A 17963-nucleotide genomic window follows, 5' to 3' on the forward strand; every position below is an offset into this window, starting at 1 on the left:
AATGAGGGTCGTACGGTCCCGACATGGAAAAACTCGCGAACATCGGTCACGTGCTCGTCCTAGAAGACGAGCCCTTTATCTCGCTGGACATGGAGGAGATGTTGCGGGAGCTTGGTGCGGCATCTGTAACCGTATTCGATACAAGGTCGGACGGTTTGAATTGGCTGGCGTCGAACCGCCCGGATATTGCGATCGTCGATCCACGCTTGAATGACGGAGTGTGCACGGACGTCGTCGAACTCCTCGCCTCGGCACAGGTGCCGTTCGTGGTGTATTCGGGCGCGGACGTGGACGAGCCAGTCTTTCGGAAGGGAGGGTGGCTAGGCAAGCCGACGATGCCGGAGACCCTTAGAGAGACAGTGGAACGCCTCCTGCCATAGTTCGTTGAACGTCCTAATTTGGGTATTCCCTATCGCGATCCAGTCGTTCAGAAGGCAGCAACGGTCCGGCTTGAATTCCCGTTCAACCATGCCCCCCGGAACGTAGGCGATACCGTACGCGTTCACCGCGGCGTCGATCGTCGCGTATGACGAATTGAGCGTAAGGCTGCTCCTCGACGCGAACGCGCAACTCCCTTCGCTCCTTTCTCGAACTCCCAGGCATACAGGCCGCCGGAGCGCGACTGGCGTGTTGATACAGGAATGACGGACGAGATCCTGTGGGGCTGCAGGAGGCGATTTTATAGACTGGGCGAGAGCCTGGACAACGACATGATCGCGGTCGGCTACCGCTACTCCAAAAGGGCCCATCCGACTTGGCCGCCTCGACGACGGATCAAACCGCTGCTTCAACTCAATGCTGGATCTCGAACAGTCCTCGCGCAGTGCGCACCATCGTCGCAAGTTGCGCCGGATCGCGCACGCCCTGGCGATAAAGCTCAACGAGGATCGAGGCTATGCGGCCTGCCTCCTTAGAACCCTTCCTCACGCCACTTTCCCCCAGGACCTTATTGAATACAGGCTGGCAGGCGGCGAGATCCCGGGCATCGAACGGCTTCGGCCTTTGGACATCAATCGTTCTCATCGGTCTTTGCGACGGGAGCGCCGCAGACACGGCGCCCCCGCTCCCAATTACGCAACTTGTTTTTCTGCTTCGATCTGCAGCCGGCCCGGCGAGGCCTCTGCGCCAATGGCGATCTTCCGCGGCTTCATAGCCTCAGGAACCTCCCTCTTGAGCTCGATGCTCAGAAGTCCGTTCGTCAGCGAGGCGTTCTCCACCTTGACGTGATCGGCCAGCTCGAAGCGCCGTTCGAATGCTCGCCCGGCGATTCCGCGATGCAGGTATTCGCCATCCTTCTCATCAGCCTTCTGGCCCTTCACCACCAGCACATTGCGCTCCTGCGTAATGTCGAGGTCGTAGTCGCCGAAACCCGCGACCGCCATCTGGATGCGATAGCTGTCCTCTGTCGTCTTGATGATGTCGTAAGGCGGCCAAGTGTCAATGGTCTGCAAGCGCGATTGCGCATTGTTGAGCAGATTGAAGACACGGTCGAAGCCGATGCTCGACCGATAGAGCGGTGCGAAGTCGAATTCGTTTCTCATTACCAAAACCTCCGTAAAGCGAGTTGGAGAGAGACGCGGAAATCCGCGTCTCCAAGTTCTGCTGACCCCTTCCAGGCGATCAGCAAAAATGATCTGGTTTTGACCTTTCTTGTATTCAAGAGAGCCATTCAAAATTTTTTTTGCGTAGCCGCTATCAACCCCTTGAATGCTGTAATCGTTGAAACAATCTCATTTCCGCCTGGAGATTTTCACTCCTCTGCTGAAGGTTTTTAGGAGACTCGAAGATGACGATTGAAAGGAACGATTACCGCCCGACTAGCGCCTCCGATATGATATCCGCCGAGCGGGTTCTCGACAGGCAGCAGTACTATGACCACCCGCGCGACGTCCTTGATACGGCGCTCGACAGTAGCGAGAAACGAGCCATTCTTGCCTCATGGGCCTCTGACCTGTTTGCTATAGACTCCCGACCGGAACTGCGACGACCACCGGGGGTCCGGGAGCCTATTCGCTGTCAGGACATCCTCGATGCGCTCAAGGCGCTTGATGGCTGCAAGGCTCCTGCGGCTGGAACGCCCGAAGTTCCCCACCATCACCGTTCTCTTCGGAGGCCGTCATGATAATGAAGCCAACGGAGGCGGCGCCGGCTCGCAACGACGGCCATATCGAGCAGATGGGCGGCCGAATGATGATCGCCTCCCGTTATGCCGAATGCCTGCATCGTCTTGCACGGCAAGCGCATCGCGTCGGCCCTGCGGACTTGGTACCAAGCTCAGCGAGGCAGCCCGAGCGATCGAGGCGGTATCGGATGAGATCTTAATCGGAGACCGTGGCGTCCTTGTTCCAATACGTGAAGGCCGTCTGATGGGCACGGTAGCAACGCTCGTCGAAGAGACTTCCAAAATGGCCGTTCTTCACTGGGGTTGTGCGCGGGCGGGCCGAGCGGCCATGGCCTAACGGAGGCCGCCCCTGCAAGCCTCACCGAATTCGAGAAGAAAGTTCAATGCGCCGGAGCGAGGCATATCCTTAATCTGAGAGAGCGAGCGATTGGGTGCGAGATAGGTTTCGACAATCCTCTCCATGACCATCTCGCCCGCGTCCACGACTGGACGCGATGAAAAGCGACGCATCTCGGCCACCAGTGCGCATAAAAACGCCAGGTCGGAGACATCGTCTTTCTCGTGGCTCATTGCATCGCCGTAGAGCCGTGTGGCTCGTGATGCTTCCCCATGGCCTGTGACCGCTGGGTCGTCCAGGTAGTAATAAAAGAGGTCAGGCTGCCGATCGCGACGCCGGTAGCACCATCAAGGCAGATCGCAATGGCGGATGTCACGAGTCGCCACCGCCGTTGCCTGACGCGTGGGCGTGTCGGCTATCCGGCCCGACGCTGAGGTCGACGATCACCTCCTCGCCCGAAATCCGGTTTGATTGCCGCGCGCGCCCTTCAGGCTCGGTCGTGAGCCGCATGACGCCCGTTGTGAGGGACCGATTGGTAAGTCAGTCGGGCGCGTGCGACATGCCACATGAGATCGGCTGTCGGCGCGCTCGGCGATCTTGGCGAAACGATCAGGACTGCAGAATGCGGTCTCGCGCACGCACCCGCTGTATGCGGCATGACGGAACGCGCCACGGAGCTGCGCGTTAGATCGGCAGTCATTGCTATCCCGGAAAAGACCACAGCTGCGTTGAACACTTATATCGTAACCCTTTTTATCTTCGGAGGCGTCGTTCTCTTGACGACGTGGCTACCACTCGTTCTTCGGCGTATGCCTCTGTCCCTTCCCATATGCTGCATCGTCATTGGTGCTTCGTTGGCGTGGTCGGGCCTTACCCTGCTCCCGCGGACAAATCCGTTGACGAACATGGGCCTCGCTGAGCACATGACAGAGCTGGTGGTCATCGTAGCACTGATGGGCGCCGGTCTAAAACTAGACAGACCAATCGGCTGGAAGCGGTGGATCATAACATGGAGGCTTCTCGGGATTGCCATGCCGCTTTCCATTGCCGCCATTGCGTGTCTCGGCTGGTACATCCTGGGGTTGGGCCCGGCTTCAGCCCTCCTCCTCGGAGCCGCCCTCGCCCCAACAGATCCCGTCCTCGCTTCGGATGTGCAGGTCGGACCGCCACAGACTGGGGAGAAAGACGAGGTTCGCTTCGCTTTGACGTCAGAAGCCGGCCTGAACGATGGTCTTAGTTTTCCATTCGTAATGGCAGCCATCGCACTCGCGACCAATACAGGATCCAATGTTGAATGGATCGGACGATGGTTCATCGTTGATGTCTTGTGGAGGCTCGTCGCCGGCCTTGTAGTGGGCTGGGCGATCGGTCGCGTTCTCGGCTATTTCACGTTCAGACTTCCGGAGTCCGGTCAGATTGCAAAGACAGGAGACGGACTCGCTGCGCTTGGTTTCACCTTCATATCCTATGGCGCGACCGAACTCATTCATGGCTATGGTTTCGTTGCAGTATTCGTAACCGCGCTTACGCTTCGCTCGGTTGAGCGGCATAGCGTCTATCACGAGGAACTGCACAATTTTGGAGAACAAATCGAACGCGTGCTGATGATGATCCTGCTCGTATTCTTCGGAGCGACATTGGCGGAGGGCACGCTTTTCTTTCTGGTGGACTGGCGGGTTGTCCTGGTAGCCGTGCTGGTTCTTGCAATCGTTCGACCGGTGGCTGGCTGGACAAGTCTGCTTGGATGCCGACATCCTCAAGCAGAAAGGATCATTATTTCCGTGTTCGGCATCCGAGGGCTGGGATCCATTTACTATTTGGCCTATGCCTCGGGCGTTGCGAAATTCCAGGGCATCGAAACCGTATGGGTCACGGTCTTTCTTATCATCCTGTTATCCATCATGGTGCACGGCATATCCGTCACGCCAGTTATGCGATGGATCGATCGGCGTCGTGGCGTAGATCCGCTGAAGCCAATGCCTGCAGTTGTCGATGGCGGTCGCTGATCCGACCGTTCCTTGGGGATTTTGGAAAAGACCGGACAGAAGACGTCGCCGCGCCAGGAAATTCTGAACCTTTCATCCGCCGCGCCGCCTCCTTTGGCCGAGCTCATCGAATGCCTGAGCACCGAGCCGAACCATCGGTTTTTCCGCGACAATGCAGTGAATGGCGAGGAACGTTACTCCGGGCCAACGCCTGCCATCAAACAAACCAGGCTGTAGTTTGCACCACAAGCATCAACTTTATGTTTGTCTTCAATAGGATAATGCTCCGAAGTTAACGCGGTTCAACCCTTTTGTGAACTCCAAAGCCTCCCACGACGCTCGCCATTGAGCTTGTGTTGAACTGAAGTCTGAGCCGCCCCAGGATTGCCTCGCTTGTGAAGCTCCGGTGGTAGCTCGGCGCTGGCTCAGATCCTGTTCACGAAAGCAGCACCTTGCGCACATCATTAAGATCCCATCGGCGAGAACCAGACTCCAAAGCACGGGGCGGCTGCATGGAGACACCAGCGCTGTTGCTGGATGAAGGAAGGCATGCCCACTTGAGCGATGGCAGCCCGAACCCGGACAAAGGATTGGCCGCCTTGACTGCACATGAGCCAACCATGGCGGGTCGGCGGGCGAACTATCGGCGTTCGTCACATCAAGAAATTCGCCTCAGAGTGATCCGGCGCGTCGAACTCCGGACCACGGGGTCAACGGTATTCTCCAAGCGGGTTCGCCCAATGCTGACTTACGACATCCCGAGAAGATGTTAATGGACGGCTATCGAGGTGGGAGCATTTGCAATGCTCCCAAATACTCCGGGGAACCGGGCAATCAGGATACGCGTGAGTTCCTCCTGCGTACGATGCCCTTGGTTGAATAGATCGATAGCTGCGCTGCAGATCACTTCTGATGTCTTCTCATCGGGCTCTGCCTTAAAATGTCTGTACCATAATTGGACGGACAGCGAGAGCACCGCGAGATCGGCTTCTAGCATACGTGTAACTTGCATTCTTTACCTCCAATCAAGGGGAGGCCATGCAGGGTTCTGATAAGTGAGCACTACCGAGCCTCCAATCCCTGTTGCGGCAGCAAGACTACCCCCAGTGCGGCGAGCTATGTAAGTTGGACCAAGGTCCCGTACGAAACCGTACAACAATTCCAAGATTGGGGATCGACGCGGAACATCTATGTTGCGAACCGCTTACCCTTGCCCTGCCGTTCTGTAGATCTGCGCTGCCGCGATGCGCTGTTATTCTTGGCCTTTTCTTCGATGGTTGTACGCCTAGTACTTTTGGTGACATGGAAGGAAATCATCTTCTTTATTAAAGTTGCATTGGTTTCCGACGCCTTGAATACGCCAAGCCCCACGGTACTCAACGGCGGCTTGGATCCGAAATCTATTGTTAGAGGATTGTCAGGATGCCTGACAAAAATGATGACAGGCTGCCACGCAATACCGCGCGCAGACATTTTCTAGGTGTTGCCGCTGCCGCCGGTGCGCGGCTCGCCGGTGTTGCGGCTCTGGCGACGGCAGCTTCCAAGTCTCCCGCGAACGCAATGGGGCGGCGCTGGGGGCGGGGTTACTCCGGTGGAGGCGGGAACGGTTCCGGTGGACACGGAGGTTCCGGCGGCGGTGGTGGTGGCGGCGGAGCACAGTGCCTCCTGCGTGGAACGGCGATCCTCACCGATTGCGGCGAAAAGCCTGTCGAGGATTTGCGCGTCGGCGATAACGTTGCCCTTCCGGACGGGAGCGCCCGTCCGGTCAAATGGGTCGGCCGCCAGGTGTTCAAGAAGAGTGGCGCGCGCTGGCATGAAGGCATCGTGCCGATCCGCGTTTCCCGCCACGCGCTGGATAGCCGCACACCACATTCCGATCTCTACCTTTCGCCAGGCCACGCGCTGTTTCTGAATGGCGTGCTGATCCGCGTGAGGGATCTCGTCAACGGCACGACAATCGCGCCGGTCGTTCCGGCCGATGAAACGTCGATTGAGTACTATGCCGTCCTGCTTAGTACCCACGAAGTCATTCTCGCTGAAGGCGCCGTGGCCGAGACTTTCCATCCGTCGGAGAGTAATCACGAGAGCTTCTCCAATTTTGCGGAGTACAAGCGCCTCTATGCCGAGGAGCGCACTGTGATGACATCCTACGCGACGGTGTTGGGCGAGGAAGGTGGCTGGAAGCATCTGAAGGCGCTTCTTCTGCTTGGCGCTTCGCCTCTAGTGCCGATGCGCGATCCATTCGGGGACGCCTGCGAGGCGATCAATACGCGAGCCAGGGAACTTGCGACGTGACACTGGTCGCCTGGTAGGGCATCCCTGAACTGCGACGATCGGTTACCTCCGATCGTCGCCCCGTGACGCGACCAGTCCTCTCGGTCGCCGAAGCGTGAGGACAGAGACTGGCCCACGCCCTTCTCCCGGACTATCTCAGGCCGAACGAGAGACGACCGAGGCACGCCCGAATTGATGCCTTGCATCACCAATTTGAGCTAAGCATTGTCGGAGACAAGTTTGGTATCCGGGGGGAATAATGTTTGATGTCGGTTTGAATTATAAATTCGTCTTCATTGAGGGCACCTCCGACGGCTGGCGAGAGCTAGTCTTTGAAGAATCGGTGATGGAGATTGACGGCCCACTGTTGAAGCTGTCATCGGGCCGCATCATGAATTCACACTCTTCGCTATTCGTTAGCGCCACACCCATCACAGCATTGTCTTCGACATCTGCCGCCGGAACGGGCGTGTGAGACAGCGGTGAGTTGGTGGGATAGGCAGAATCTTCCAATGGCCTGCCTAAAGACGCTTGGCTCCTTTGCGTTTCTATTTTTCGCCGTCCGGAATAAGGTTCTTGGCAGCGGCGGACAATTCACGTATATCGTGTATAACCGTCGCAACTTTCGGATGCCCCATGCTTTCTGGCGGCGGTTGTTCCCCTCCAAAGGTTCAGCCTTCACACCTAAGGGCCTCCTATTATGTTGGCCCTTCTTTGTTTGTATATCGTCCTCGACGATTTTGAATGAGACGGAACCTTCAACAAGCCTCCTGCATCGCGCGGAACTGGAACTCCTGGCGAATCTGACGCCCGAGCGCCGTCCGTTTCGTCATCTGCAAAATCCTCACAGCCCCACGTGCCGGGAGTCCTGAATTTTTTGGGTGAGAACCCCTGCAGGTCCCATCCATCGCCCGAAACGGATCTTCCGGGAGGTTTGCCTCAGACAGGCGCGAACTTTCGACCAACAACGCGCAACTCCCGCTCGATTTTTGAGTGAACATTTCTTTTGCACTCGTTGTGCACAGGGTTTCCACAGCCTAAGCACTTTAGCTCGAAGCGGATTTGGCTGCGGTGGTCGAATGCTACCTTGGCAAGGTATGCCGCAAGACGGGTCGGAGATAATCTTACACCCGCGTCAAAAGGCAGGTTGATCCTCGTAAACGCTTAGGGGTGAGCAGCCCCTAGCGAGACCATGGGGACTTTTACGCGGGTCGGGCACGCGACGCCAGAGAAGAGACCTCGCAGCTGGCGGACGCTGCGAGGTTTCCTCATTGCGAGCACGTCCCTAAAGACTTCATCAAGGCTCTAGCTGGAGTTCCAATTCGATCGCTCAGCATTGGCCGCTCTGCGCCCCCCGCCCTTGCGCAAATCCTTCGGAATTTAAAGCTCTGGCGCAGGAGCCCGCAATCGTTGTGCGCCCGATTAACGGACGGACGGCAGCGTCGCGATCGAACTTCATCTGATGGCCGATGGCTCCGCGTCATCTCCTCACCCGGGGGGCAAAATATTTCGCTCCATCCGCGATACGGACATGCGTGACATTCTTTCGCATAGCCGTCGACAGTTTGTCGTTCTTTTGCATAACTGCCGGAACAAATTGTTTTTTCTTAGGTTTTGGTGGTGTGACCAAGGAGAAAACGATGAATAAGATCACTACAATTTCGATCGGGCTTTTGCTCTCGGCCACGGCTGCATTCGCTCAGAGTGAAACGCCGAAGCCATCGCAAACAACTCCGGCCGTGAACACGGAGCAGAACCCAGCTGCGCCTGTCGCAGGCAAAAACAGCTTTACTGAGGATCAGGCGAAAGCTCGCATCGAGGAGGCTGGTTACAAAGAGGTCACGGGCCTGAAACTAGACAGTCAAGGCGTTTGGCGAGCGACTGCCAAGAAGGACGGCAAAGACGCCGGTGTCTCCCTGGACTTTCAGGGCAACGTGACAATGGCGAAGTAAGAAAGCTCCAGGAGAAAATATTATGCGAACGATCACAGGACTCTACGACAGCTACGACGACGCCCGCGCTGCAGTTAAAGCCTTGGAGGACGCAGGGATCCCTTCTGATGACATCAGCATCGTCACGAACAAAGCAAATGGTGTGGATGTTGAAGGTCAAGGTAGTCATGCGGCCGAAGGTGCGGGCACCGGAGCTGGGGTGGGGGCGCTGGCAGGCGGTGCCGGAGGACTTCTGACCGGACTTGGCCTGATGGCAATCCCGGGTGTTGGCCCAGTCGTCGCGGCCGGCTGGCTCGTTGCTACCGCGGCCGGCGCGGCTGCAGGTGCCGTTGCGGGTGGAGCTGTTGGCGGGATTGTCGGCGCGATGATGAATGAGGGTGTGCCGGAAGAAGAGGCAAACTTCTACGCCGAAGGCGTCCGCCGTGGTGGCTCCCTAGTGACCGCGAGAGTCGACGAAAGCCAAGTCGCGACCGCGCAGGCGGCCCTCAATAAAACTCGATCCGTGGACTACGCGACAAGGCGCGCAAGCTATCAGGAAGAGGGCTGGACGCGATTCGACGAAAGAGCCGATCCATACACGCCCGGGCAAATTGAGTCCGAGCGCGACCGTTACAGCACCCGCCTATAATGTGCTGCGGCAGTGAACGACCAGTCGGGCTGCCTATGGCCGCCCGACGCGTTTTCGCTTTTAATTCATATGCGTACGCCGTCTTTCTCAAGTCACACGTCATGAACAGGGGGAATTGCGGCCTGGCAGGAAGTGGAAACGCGCAAGCGATGCGAGCTCTAGATACGGAGTCGGTTCGCAGTGATTGGTTGTAATCCCGGCGATGGCTCAGGATTCTCACCATTCCGCCGGGCGGTCGCGTATTTGATCGCATTCGAGATGTCCTTTTCATCGAAGGGCTTTGGCAAAACACCAACCGCTGATCCGCTCCTCATGACAAGATCTGGATTTCCTGTTGTGAACACTACGGTTATCCCGTGCTCGGCGAAAAGGTAGTCTGCAAGGGCCGGGCCGGTTTCCCCATCTGCAAGCCGAACATCAACGAAAGCGAGTTCGCAGCCAGAAGCCATTTCCTTCGCTTCGGTGGAAGTCGCCACTGGACCTACGACATCATGACCGAGAGAGCTGACAGTCTCCTCGGTTTCCATAGCGATCAGGAATTCATCTTCCACAACAAGTATTCGCAACTTAGCACCCTCAAAATAATGGACCGTGGCCGGCGGGCCTTGAGTGGAGACGTAGGCCTCGGAGAAGAATATCGGGAACCGACTTGGCCCATGCCGCGTTTCAAACACAACAACCTTTGGGCGGAGTTTCGGTTCCGCCAGCTTCGTGGTAGAATAATTGGGGAACGAAAATACCAAGTAGTGACGGTCTTTCAGCGAACCTTCCATGATCGATCGAAGGTCAATAGAAGGTCGCCGCTGCCGGCGCTTTGAGGCGGAACGGCGTGAGTTTATCACGTCAAGATATGTCTTTCTCCCATGTGGTTATTAAAATCTTCGTTCGCGAAGGAGGAGGAACAGCCGTGGAGAAGACACTGCGAGGAAAGTGCATACTCGTGGTCGAGGACGACTACTACGTTGCAACAGATCTTGCTGCGAAACTCTCAGCGCACGGCGTCGACGTTGCCGGCCCCACTGCCGGTGTCCGAGGTGCGCTTACACAGATACGATCAAACCCCTGCATAGAAGGAGCAATCCTCGATCTCAATCTGGGGGGTGAAATGGCATTTCCTGTGGCCGATGAATTGGAACGCCGTGGGGTGCCTTTCATTTTTGCAACTGGGTATGAGCCTGATGTTGTACCTGCGCGTCATGCCGACAAGATCCTTCTGAGGAAGCCGCTTGATGACGATACCATCGCCGTGGCACTTCTCGATGCATTTCACCGCAGAGGAGCAACACCAGAGGACGTCGGCCGCAATGGTATCCTTCGACGATTACCGGCATCTGAACGCGACGATCTCTTACCCCTTCTTCGGACGGTATATTTGCCGCGGGGCGCGATTATGGAAATGCAGGGGCAATCCGTAAGCCGCGTCTATTTTCCACTCGATTGCGTCGCCTCCCTCGTCGCTGTCTCGCGCGAAGGAAATCGGATCGAAACGGGATTGATCGGCAATGAGGGCATGACCGGATTCGGCATCGCTGAGGGTGATGAAGAGACACCCTTCGAGCTGATCAACCAGATCGAAGGGTATACCTTGGCCATTGCCGCTGACGATTTCAAACAAGCTTTGGCAATAAGCGCCGGTTTGCGAACCCTGGCCATCCGGTTTGCGCGTTCGGTTAGCATTCAGGTGAGTTACACTGCGTTGGCGAACGGCCGACTCGACATTCCACGAAGGCTAGCGCGTTGGCTGCTGATGGTCCATGATCGCGTCGACCAGAATCCTTTCCACCTTACACACGATTATCTCGCAATCATGTTGGGCGTGAGGCGGTCATCCGTGACAGATGCGCTGCACCTCCTGGAGGGCGAAAGATTGATCAAGTCGACCCGCAATAGCGTCGAGATTGTCAGCCGACACGGCTTAATCGACGCCGCGGGTGAGGTATACGGCGCGCCTGAAATCGAGTATGAGCGACTGATGAACCTCCCACTGGACCCCAGTAGCGAGGCTGTTTGCGGCGCAGGGGGCAGTCGTCAACATTTCGTCTCCTAAAAGGTCTGTTTTCGGATGTGCATCGTGAGTGTCCGCCTGGGGGCTTAGCAGATCGGCTCCAAACGATCTCTACATTTTGTTCCAGCGCGCCAAGACTAAAACCGCTTCCCCGCCAATTCGATGTCGGCGTCGACGCGCGGGCATTGCGACCTGTGACGTCGAAGATGATCCTCCACCCGAAACACGGAAGCATGGGTGTCGCCTTGAGGTCATCAACGCCCTGACGGCAGTTCAAGCCAGTCAGCCCAAACAGAGTTTCCGGTGACGCGCTTCTTCGACGGCTTGTCGTAAAATACGAGCAGGCCCGCACTCTCCGGCCCGGGAAAAAGGGCGAGACCCTCGGGATGCTCCACGCCATCCTCAAAATCATGCAACAGCTGGAGCGACGAGACGCCTCCGGCTCCGAACGACCTGCGATAGATCTTGAACGGTTTGTCTGCATCCATTGTTGGACCGGCAAGGATCAGAAGTGAGCCTCCACAGCGGCAAAGGTCCCTGATTCCTAGCCCCCCGAGATCAAGAAGAACCAGGGTCGGCATGCCTGCGGGAAGCCGGAGCGGGCCGTTTCGACCGACATAGGCAAGGACTGCCAACCCATTCACCAATGGGCCCCGGAGCCCGAAGCAAATCACATCATCCCAAACGGCCATTCCCTCGATATCCAGCCCTCCTCCTTTGCACGGAAGCGCTAGCGAACTCGACAGCGAGGGATGGGATCCGAGAATATGACGCAGGCTATCTCTTCCTTGAAATGGCAGCGAGAAGGCTCTGTTTGAAGGCTGGCCTTTGTCCGACAAGACAACGGTGCCGATTAAGCGGCGGCTCGGCTTCTTCTCTAGTTCAGTCTTTGCTTTGTCGTGTGTCAGCAATGAGCTGTGGGACCCGCAAAGCCATAACGAGGAATCTTGTAGATCTATTGCTTCAAGATCCGCTTCTCCCTTTGGCAAATCAGGAAAGAATCCGTCGAGCTCATACTGATCGACAAGAAAAAAACGGTCCTTGAATCTTCTGAAACGTTCAAATGTGCGACCCTCATCTGAAATCGCCCACGCCCATTCAGGTGTTATGGCGATGCCGGACAAACTTCTGATCAGCGATCGCGCATGCCGAATGCAGGAGTAATCAAATTCGACATGTCCAATGTGCGGAAGTTTTCCCACGCAAGCCTCCCGTTTCGCTCGCTACGACCGTGGCAACCAAACTTCAAATCGATCGATGCGGCAAGCCTTTCAAAGGGCGTCCCCGATTCAAGTTCCGCTATCAGTCTGATTATGCCTGTCTTGGTCCAACTTATGACAGCGCAGCTGATGCTTACTCTCCGTCTATTCCTGACCCAACGATAAGCACCCACCGCAACGCGTCGCCGTTGACTCCAGTTGTTGTTGATCGCTCCAACCTCCGCGGCCGTAGTCCACTCCCCGTCCCGTTGAAGGGGCATCTTCTCAAAAACGGTCGCGCAGCACCGCTACTATTCCGCAGCTACAACTTGGAACCCTGTTGGCCGGCCAAGGTCTTCAAGGTTGTGCACCCGGACATTTGGACAAACCTTCCTGGCAATATCGGTGAGATGCCTGTGATGAGTTAGATAGATGACTTGGCCATGCGTCCCCATCTCCGCAAAGAGCCGGAAAGCCTCCTCTGCTCGAAAATCGTCGAATGTCTCCATGATGTCGTCGGCGATGAACGGAACCGAGGTCCGGTTGGCCACAAATTCATGATATCCGGCAACACGAAGAGCCAGGTACAATTGAAACCTTGCCCCTTTCGAAAGCTCGTTGGCCGCTTTCGAACCGCCGGACGCAGAGACAGCAATCAGAACATCGCCATCTTTTCCGGGTTGAGCGGCGACCCCTTGGTAGACTCCGCGACTAATCGTGCGGAACGCGTCCGATGCACGGGCCATCATTCCGCTGCGATGACGGTCTCTGTAGATTGCAAGGGCATGCTCTGCAGCAGCCACGCCGGCACGGATTTCCATGTAGCGACGGGCACTTTCCTCAACTTCGATCAATGCCGTTCTGCGCTGTTCCTCGATCGATGCAACCCTCGCATCCCCACCGATTGCGTCCAGTGAGTCCTGCGCCTTCGATCGACAGTGAAATACATCACGGCAACGAGCGTCCTGATCGTCGAGAAGCGGGATGAGTTTCGCGAGTTCATCGGCCAGCGCTGATCGGTCAGCGGAAGCGGTCATCGCCTCGATTTCGACCATTGACGAGGCACCTGTCATCTCGAAAAGCTCGCTCTCAGATTGAGCAATGGAGTTTTCGAGGTCGCGTCTTCGGTAGGCGAGATCAATGCTCGTCTCGACCGCTTCGAAAGTGCCGACACTAAAGAAGTCCATCATCTCGCTCATCCGGACCATGAGAAGCCCCTGACCCACTCGAAGTGCATGCTCGTCTTGCCGCACTCCGTCGAGATGCTCTCTCAGGTTTCGATGGCGGTCGGCGTTATGACCGACGGTCTTAATCCTTGCAAAGATTGCCTGGCAAAGCGAGAGTGGAGCTCCTTCGGCCGATAGGCCAAGGGAGACGCTCAATTCATGGATCCTCATTTCGAAAACGTGCTTGTCTTTTGCCATCTTTTGGATGCGGTCAACCAGGCTCTCCCTCGCATCCACAGCCGAAGCCAATCGCTCAAGAAGTGTCAGGATTTCCGTCACTGCACCGACACTCGGAATATGTCCCAAGTCACGTAGCCAGCACGCTGCACAAAGAGCGCTCCATTGGGATAGCCAAGTTTTCGAGGCTTCGTCAGCGGCTTCGAGGATATGCTTGCGCTCGCTGATATCATTCCGAAGTCGGTCAATCTGTGCTGCCGAGTTCGCAGAAGCGTGGAAAGCATTCAATGCCGTTTCGGCGAACGAAATCAGCGAGCCAATATCAGTGTCCATGGCTACGGGGATTTTCGCGTCGGCAAGGGCTTGAACGATTAACCGCCTTGATCTGTCGACATGGTCGCGAACATCATGGATTTCCCGCTCGATGGCAGCCAATTCATCTCTACTCTTGAGGGCCGCTTCCCGCCGGCGTGACCACTCCTCCATTTCCCAGGGATTTTCCGTTATGGCCGGATCTGAACCCGACTGCGCAAGACCTCGACGGATTTCGGACCGCAGTGCTTCCATCTCGGAGCGCGCCTCGGCGAGTATTTTTTCCTGACTTTGACTATCTGCAACAACAACCGCAAGCCGTTGACCAAGCTGGTTTAGTCTGCCCATATCAGCAAAATGCATAAGCCTCTGTGCGATCAGATGATCGTCACGGCGCATCGCAATCTCGAAGGCATCGGCCGATGAGTTGTCGAGTGTTTGTCGATGCAGGGTCCAGGCGTGGTCCCGTTCCTCGCGGATGACCGTTGCCATCTCCTCGTCGATGCGTCCCGCCTGCGTACGCAACGTCGTTATTTCAGCCTCAAGCCTTCTTGTTTCGAGTTCAAGACGCTGGAGCTCCGCCCGTGATATCCGCTGTTGGTCCTCGAGAGCGGTGAAGCTTTTCTTCCAGGATTCAATCCGAGCGCTTGTGGGTGGAACGAGCGATGATAGTGCTTCAACCTGCCCCTGCCACGGCCTCAACGCCGTCAACGCTTCAGCCAGGGTTCTGCGTGCCATTTCCTCACGACGCGCCAATGATCGGAGGACGACATCCTGATCTGACTTCGGGACTGCTGTGATGATGGCTTGAAGTTTCTCGAAAGCGCTTACGCGCTCTGCAGAGGTCAAAGCATGGTCGACCTCTACTCCTTCCTGGTTCGTGAGTGCCCGTTCGGCTCTCAACAACTCGTCTTGCGCCGAGGAATATTTTGCGTCGACCCCCGACTTCGACTCCATCAGCGACCGGAGCGATCCTGTTGTAGCTGCGTCCAGAAGGAGGTCTGCGGGAGTTGTCTGCCCCGGCCTCCCCAACTGGATGAGGATGCTTTCGATGGACAGCTCGGATGCCCGAGCGGTCAGCTTGGGTATATCCTTCTCAGCCGTTACATAGCGCGCCCTAAGTTCGGAAAGTTCCTCGACCTGTGAAGCTATTGCGAGCGCGGCAGGATCAATTGAAATTTCCTCGATCTCACGCTCGAGCGAAGCCACGGTCGCAGACACGTCCTCAAGCTTCACCCGGAGCTCGATCTCGCTCCGTTTTAGCTCCTGCAGCTCCTGTCGCCAGGTTTCTGGCGGCTGCGGCACCAAGCCAAGGTCAGTGAGACGATCCCTCAATGAGCCGCGACGGGACATGACAGGGAGCGCATTCAGGACGCACCTCACTTCCTCGATCCTGCGCTGCGTTCCCGCCCGGGCGGCAATCGCCTCTTCGTAAAGCCCAGCAAGCCTGTCGCGCTCGATAACGAGCCTAGAAAACTCGCTCGCTTGCAGGTCTAGCGCCTCTCGCTGCTGCTTCAGATCAGATATCCGGCCTTTCAGCTCGGCAAGCGTTCCGCTTCTCGCTCGATACCTGTAGAAGGTGTCGGCGTCGCCTCTGATGACGGTCAATTGCCTGCTGAGATCCGCCAGGCCAGCACTTGCGGCAAATAGCAACTCACCTAGGTTACCTTTACTTGCGAGAATACCCTCTCCGCCCTTCTCCAGGCTCTCGTCGTCGAGCGAGAACATCGTGGCGAAGGCATCCCGGTCGATACCGCCTAAGTCGGCCTTGATGTCTACCTCGGGCAGGACGCGTTCCTGGTCATCGAGAAGACTGTTTTGCGGGCGCTTGATACGAACGAACTCTCGGTTCCTTCCGCCGACATTGATACCTGCTCCAATGCGCATCGTCGGATACGGATGCAGGAAGCCATATCGGCTGGACGTGCCGATTCCGAAAACGAGGTCAACAATTGCATCAAATGTTGTCGACTTGCCTGCTTCATTTGGACCGTAGATGATGTGAAGATCAGGCGATCCGATCGATCGGTAACCAAAATCAAGCACGCCGTCGGTAAACTTGCCGTATCGGGTGAGATCAAGCCGGTTGATGCGCATTCAATCCCCCTGCGTGCTACGCAACCTTGCGAAAATGTTAGCTGAGCCTTCTTGCGCAAAGCCGGCCAATATATCGTGGAAGGCGGCCTCATCGGTGCCGAAGATATTTCGGAGCTCCGAAGGGAGCTGTGAACGAAGTTCGTCCGCGATGGTGGCGATCTCCTGCTGATAGGTTGTCGAGCCAAGGACATCCGCATTGATGATGGAGGCCAGTTCCGAAAGAGCACTTGCGGTGTTCTCTTCCGTATCATCCACAGCGATGCATGATGTCTGCACCTTGTCGATCCAAATGTTGCCGATAATCGAGCCTCTTGTCTCCATCTCGGTCCTGATGAGATCGAGATCCCGACGAATTCGCCATGCCATCTCATGGGAACCATGAAGTTGGATGCGAGCGACCAAATGATCTGCGTGAGTTCTCGATCGCAATTCTTGCAGCCCGCCAGACATTTTACCAATCAATGCCTTCCAGTCGGCTGCGCCTGACACGTCGATCAATACCCGCTGAAATTGAGCGACGTTTGTGTATCGCTCCTCGACGATTACCGAGCGGTCGTCTGTGATCGTCACTAGCGACACTGACTTGGGTCCGTCCTCATTGATGTCACGACCTTGCGGCATTCCCGGCATTACGACGGTGGACGCTGCGTGTTCGAAAACAGACCGTTTGTGGATATGGCCTAACGCCCAGTAACGAAAACCACTCTGATGCAAGTCAGCAACATTGCATGGAGCGTATTGGTCGTGGCCCTCCGAACCTCCAAGGCTTGTGTGCATTAGACCGATATTGACCGCATCGACCATAGGCATTGAATAATGCTTCAACAGGCTCTGTGGAGCGTGCGGTTTCGCGAAGCTGAGGCCATGAATGACGATCGGAAACTCGCCAGCTTTTCGTTGGACTGCCACCGCCTCGGCCTGTGCACCGAAAATCTTGACCGTCTCTGGCATAACGAGTTCAGATGTTATTTTGGACAATGCGTCGTGATTGCCGCGGATGATGAACGTCTCTATGCCCGCCTCATCAAGACGTCTGAGTTGCTCGGCTAGGAACCGGGCGGTTTTCATCGACGTCTGTTCGCCGTCGTACAGGTCTCCCGCTAAAAGAAGTGCGTCCACCCGCTCTTCGAGACAAAGCTCCACAATCCGTACAAAAGTCCGCCTCGTCGCCAGGCTAATCAACTCCGATAGTTCCGGATTGCGCAGGGCGAGCGTCCTGAGAGGCGAGTCGAGATGAATGTCGGCAGTGTGCAGGAAGCGATAGGCCAAATCAGTACCTCATCAATGACCTGCCTTGTTACGATACAAACTGATTCCACGCGACCTTAAATTCCTGTTTTGTTCTTTTCTCCACAGTCGATCGGTACCGCCGACCCGAGTCCCGTCACAAGGGGTGCAATAATTGCATCGCTGCTGGTGGATGATCGAACGCCGTCGCAAGCGCGCCGATATAATAAAGTCCCGGGATTGTGCTTTAGACGCTGCGCTCGGCCGCGAGGTCAGCCGAAGGGCTCCTATGTGAAGGGATCGATTAAACCTCCAACGAAGACGCGCCTGTTGTAATGAGGTCGTCAAGAAGAGGATAAAACATCGGTTACCGACCAGGGAGAGCTACCGCTACACCTTCTGGCGGCTAAGAACCTGTACCA

At 56.5% G+C, this 17963-nt stretch carries 16 protein-coding genes; 9 read left to right on the forward strand and 7 right to left on the reverse strand.

Annotated elements, in window-relative coordinates; translation table 11 throughout:
- The first annotated feature begins 23 nt into the window (after positions 1-23).
- Entirely contained in the window at positions 24-380 is a 357-nt protein-coding gene (locus RGCCGE502_RS20990) for a response regulator (RefSeq protein ID WP_016556203.1), read from the forward strand.
- 412 nt (positions 381-792) lie between these two features.
- Here RGCCGE502_RS20990 and RGCCGE502_RS39265 read toward each other — a convergent pair whose 3' ends face one another.
- Both RGCCGE502_RS39265 and RGCCGE502_RS21000 read right to left on the reverse strand, forming a co-directional pair.
- Positions 793-1023, reverse strand: a complete 231-nt coding sequence (locus RGCCGE502_RS39265) for a hypothetical protein (protein WP_016556204.1) — start codon at positions 1021-1023, stop codon at positions 793-795.
- Between the two features lie 47 nt (positions 1024-1070).
- Positions 1071-1541: an Hsp20 family protein gene (locus RGCCGE502_RS21000; RefSeq protein WP_016556205.1), complete on the reverse strand. Its 471-nt coding sequence runs from the start codon at positions 1539-1541 to the stop codon at positions 1071-1073.
- Positions 1542-1786: 245 nt separating this feature from the next.
- Between RGCCGE502_RS21000 and RGCCGE502_RS21005 the strand changes: the two genes are divergently transcribed.
- Entirely contained in the window at positions 1787-2122 is a 336-nt protein-coding gene (locus tag RGCCGE502_RS21005; RefSeq protein ID WP_016556206.1) for a hypothetical protein, read from the forward strand.
- Positions 2123-2455: 333 nt separating this feature from the next.
- Here RGCCGE502_RS21005 and RGCCGE502_RS38985 read toward each other — a convergent pair whose 3' ends face one another.
- Entirely contained in the window at positions 2456-2692 is a 237-nt protein-coding gene (locus tag RGCCGE502_RS38985) for a hypothetical protein (protein ID WP_016556208.1), read from the reverse strand.
- Positions 2693-3187: 495 nt separating this feature from the next.
- Here RGCCGE502_RS38985 and RGCCGE502_RS21020 point away from each other — a divergent pair, with 495 nt between their 5' ends.
- From RGCCGE502_RS21020 to RGCCGE502_RS21055, 6 genes are all read left to right on the forward strand, one after another.
- The gene (locus RGCCGE502_RS21020) at positions 3188-4465 is read left to right on the forward strand and encodes a cation:proton antiporter (protein ID WP_040675323.1); all 1278 of its coding nucleotides are present in this window, start codon (positions 3188-3190) and stop codon (positions 4463-4465) included.
- A gap of 12 nt (positions 4466-4477) precedes the next feature.
- Complete coding sequence (locus tag RGCCGE502_RS21025) at positions 4478-4681, forward strand: hypothetical protein (protein WP_141652394.1); 204 nt, start codon at positions 4478-4480, stop codon at positions 4679-4681.
- 1185 nt (positions 4682-5866) lie between these two features.
- The gene (locus RGCCGE502_RS21035; RefSeq protein ID WP_016556212.1) at positions 5867-6739 is read left to right on the forward strand and encodes a Hint domain-containing protein; all 873 of its coding nucleotides are present in this window, start codon (positions 5867-5869) and stop codon (positions 6737-6739) included.
- A 238-nt stretch (positions 6740-6977) separates the two neighbouring features.
- Positions 6978-7193 carry a hypothetical protein gene (locus RGCCGE502_RS21040; RefSeq protein ID WP_016556213.1) on the forward strand — a complete coding sequence of 72 codons (216 nt, stop codon included), beginning with the start codon at positions 6978-6980 and terminating at the stop codon, positions 7191-7193.
- A gap of 1165 nt (positions 7194-8358) precedes the next feature.
- Positions 8359-8670 carry a PepSY domain-containing protein gene (locus RGCCGE502_RS21050; protein ID WP_016556214.1) on the forward strand — a complete coding sequence of 104 codons (312 nt, stop codon included), beginning with the start codon at positions 8359-8361 and terminating at the stop codon, positions 8668-8670.
- 22 nt (positions 8671-8692) lie between these two features.
- The gene (locus tag RGCCGE502_RS21055; RefSeq protein ID WP_016556215.1) at positions 8693-9298 is read left to right on the forward strand and encodes a general stress protein; all 606 of its coding nucleotides are present in this window, start codon (positions 8693-8695) and stop codon (positions 9296-9298) included.
- A gap of 158 nt (positions 9299-9456) precedes the next feature.
- Here the strand turns inward: RGCCGE502_RS21055 and RGCCGE502_RS21060 are convergent, their stop codons facing one another.
- On the reverse strand, positions 9457-10071 hold the full coding sequence (locus tag RGCCGE502_RS21060) for a response regulator (protein ID WP_016556216.1): 615 nt from the start codon (positions 10069-10071) through the stop codon (positions 9457-9459).
- Between the two features lie 56 nt (positions 10072-10127).
- On the opposite strand from RGCCGE502_RS21060, the gene RGCCGE502_RS21065 reads away from it, so the two are divergent.
- Positions 10128-11345, forward strand: a complete 1218-nt coding sequence (locus tag RGCCGE502_RS21065; RefSeq protein ID WP_141652395.1) for a helix-turn-helix domain-containing protein — start codon at positions 10128-10130, stop codon at positions 11343-11345.
- Between the two features lie 212 nt (positions 11346-11557).
- Here RGCCGE502_RS21065 and RGCCGE502_RS21070 read toward each other — a convergent pair whose 3' ends face one another.
- From RGCCGE502_RS21070 to RGCCGE502_RS21080, 3 genes are all read right to left on the reverse strand, one after another.
- Positions 11558-12505: a DUF3616 domain-containing protein gene (locus tag RGCCGE502_RS21070; RefSeq protein ID WP_019280233.1), complete on the reverse strand. Its 948-nt coding sequence runs from the start codon at positions 12503-12505 to the stop codon at positions 11558-11560.
- A gap of 308 nt (positions 12506-12813) precedes the next feature.
- Entirely contained in the window at positions 12814-16314 is a 3501-nt protein-coding gene (locus tag RGCCGE502_RS21075; protein WP_016556219.1) for an AAA family ATPase, read from the reverse strand.
- Entirely contained in the window at positions 16315-17583 is a 1269-nt protein-coding gene (locus RGCCGE502_RS21080; protein ID WP_016556220.1) for a metallophosphoesterase family protein, read from the reverse strand.
- Positions 17584-17963: the final 380 nt, after the last annotated feature.

The sequence above is a fragment of the Rhizobium grahamii CCGE 502 genome, assembly GCF_000298315.2.
GTDB lineage: Bacteria > Pseudomonadota > Alphaproteobacteria > Rhizobiales > Rhizobiaceae > Rhizobium > Rhizobium grahamii.

Excerpts from the sequence above, each read along its gene's own strand:
- RGCCGE502_RS21040 (WP_016556213.1), top strand. The coding sequence starts at position 6,978 with ATGTTTGATGTCGGTTTGAATTATAAATTCGTCTTCATTGAGGGCACC.
- RGCCGE502_RS20990 (WP_016556203.1), top strand. The coding sequence starts at position 24 with ATGGAAAAACTCGCGAACATCGGTCACGTGCTCGTCCTAGAAGACGAG.
- RGCCGE502_RS21055 (WP_016556215.1), top strand. The coding sequence starts at position 8,693 with ATGCGAACGATCACAGGACTCTACGACAGCTACGACGACGCCCGCGCT.
- RGCCGE502_RS21000 (WP_016556205.1), bottom strand. The coding sequence starts at position 1,541 with ATGAGAAACGAATTCGACTTCGCACCGCTCTATCGGTCGAGCATCGGC.
- RGCCGE502_RS21035 (WP_016556212.1), top strand. The coding sequence starts at position 5,867 with ATGCCTGACAAAAATGATGACAGGCTGCCACGCAATACCGCGCGCAGA.
- RGCCGE502_RS21005 (WP_016556206.1), top strand. The coding sequence starts at position 1,787 with ATGACGATTGAAAGGAACGATTACCGCCCGACTAGCGCCTCCGATATG.
- RGCCGE502_RS39265 (WP_016556204.1), bottom strand. The coding sequence starts at position 1,023 with ATGAGAACGATTGATGTCCAAAGGCCGAAGCCGTTCGATGCCCGGGAT.
- RGCCGE502_RS21075 (WP_016556219.1), bottom strand. The coding sequence starts at position 16,314 with ATGCGCATCAACCGGCTTGATCTCACCCGATACGGCAAGTTTACCGAC.
- RGCCGE502_RS21060 (WP_016556216.1), bottom strand. The coding sequence starts at position 10,071 with ATGGAAGGTTCGCTGAAAGACCGTCACTACTTGGTATTTTCGTTCCCC.
- RGCCGE502_RS21050 (WP_016556214.1), top strand. The coding sequence starts at position 8,359 with ATGAATAAGATCACTACAATTTCGATCGGGCTTTTGCTCTCGGCCACG.
- RGCCGE502_RS38985 (WP_016556208.1), bottom strand. The coding sequence starts at position 2,692 with ATGAGCCACGAGAAAGACGATGTCTCCGACCTGGCGTTTTTATGCGCA.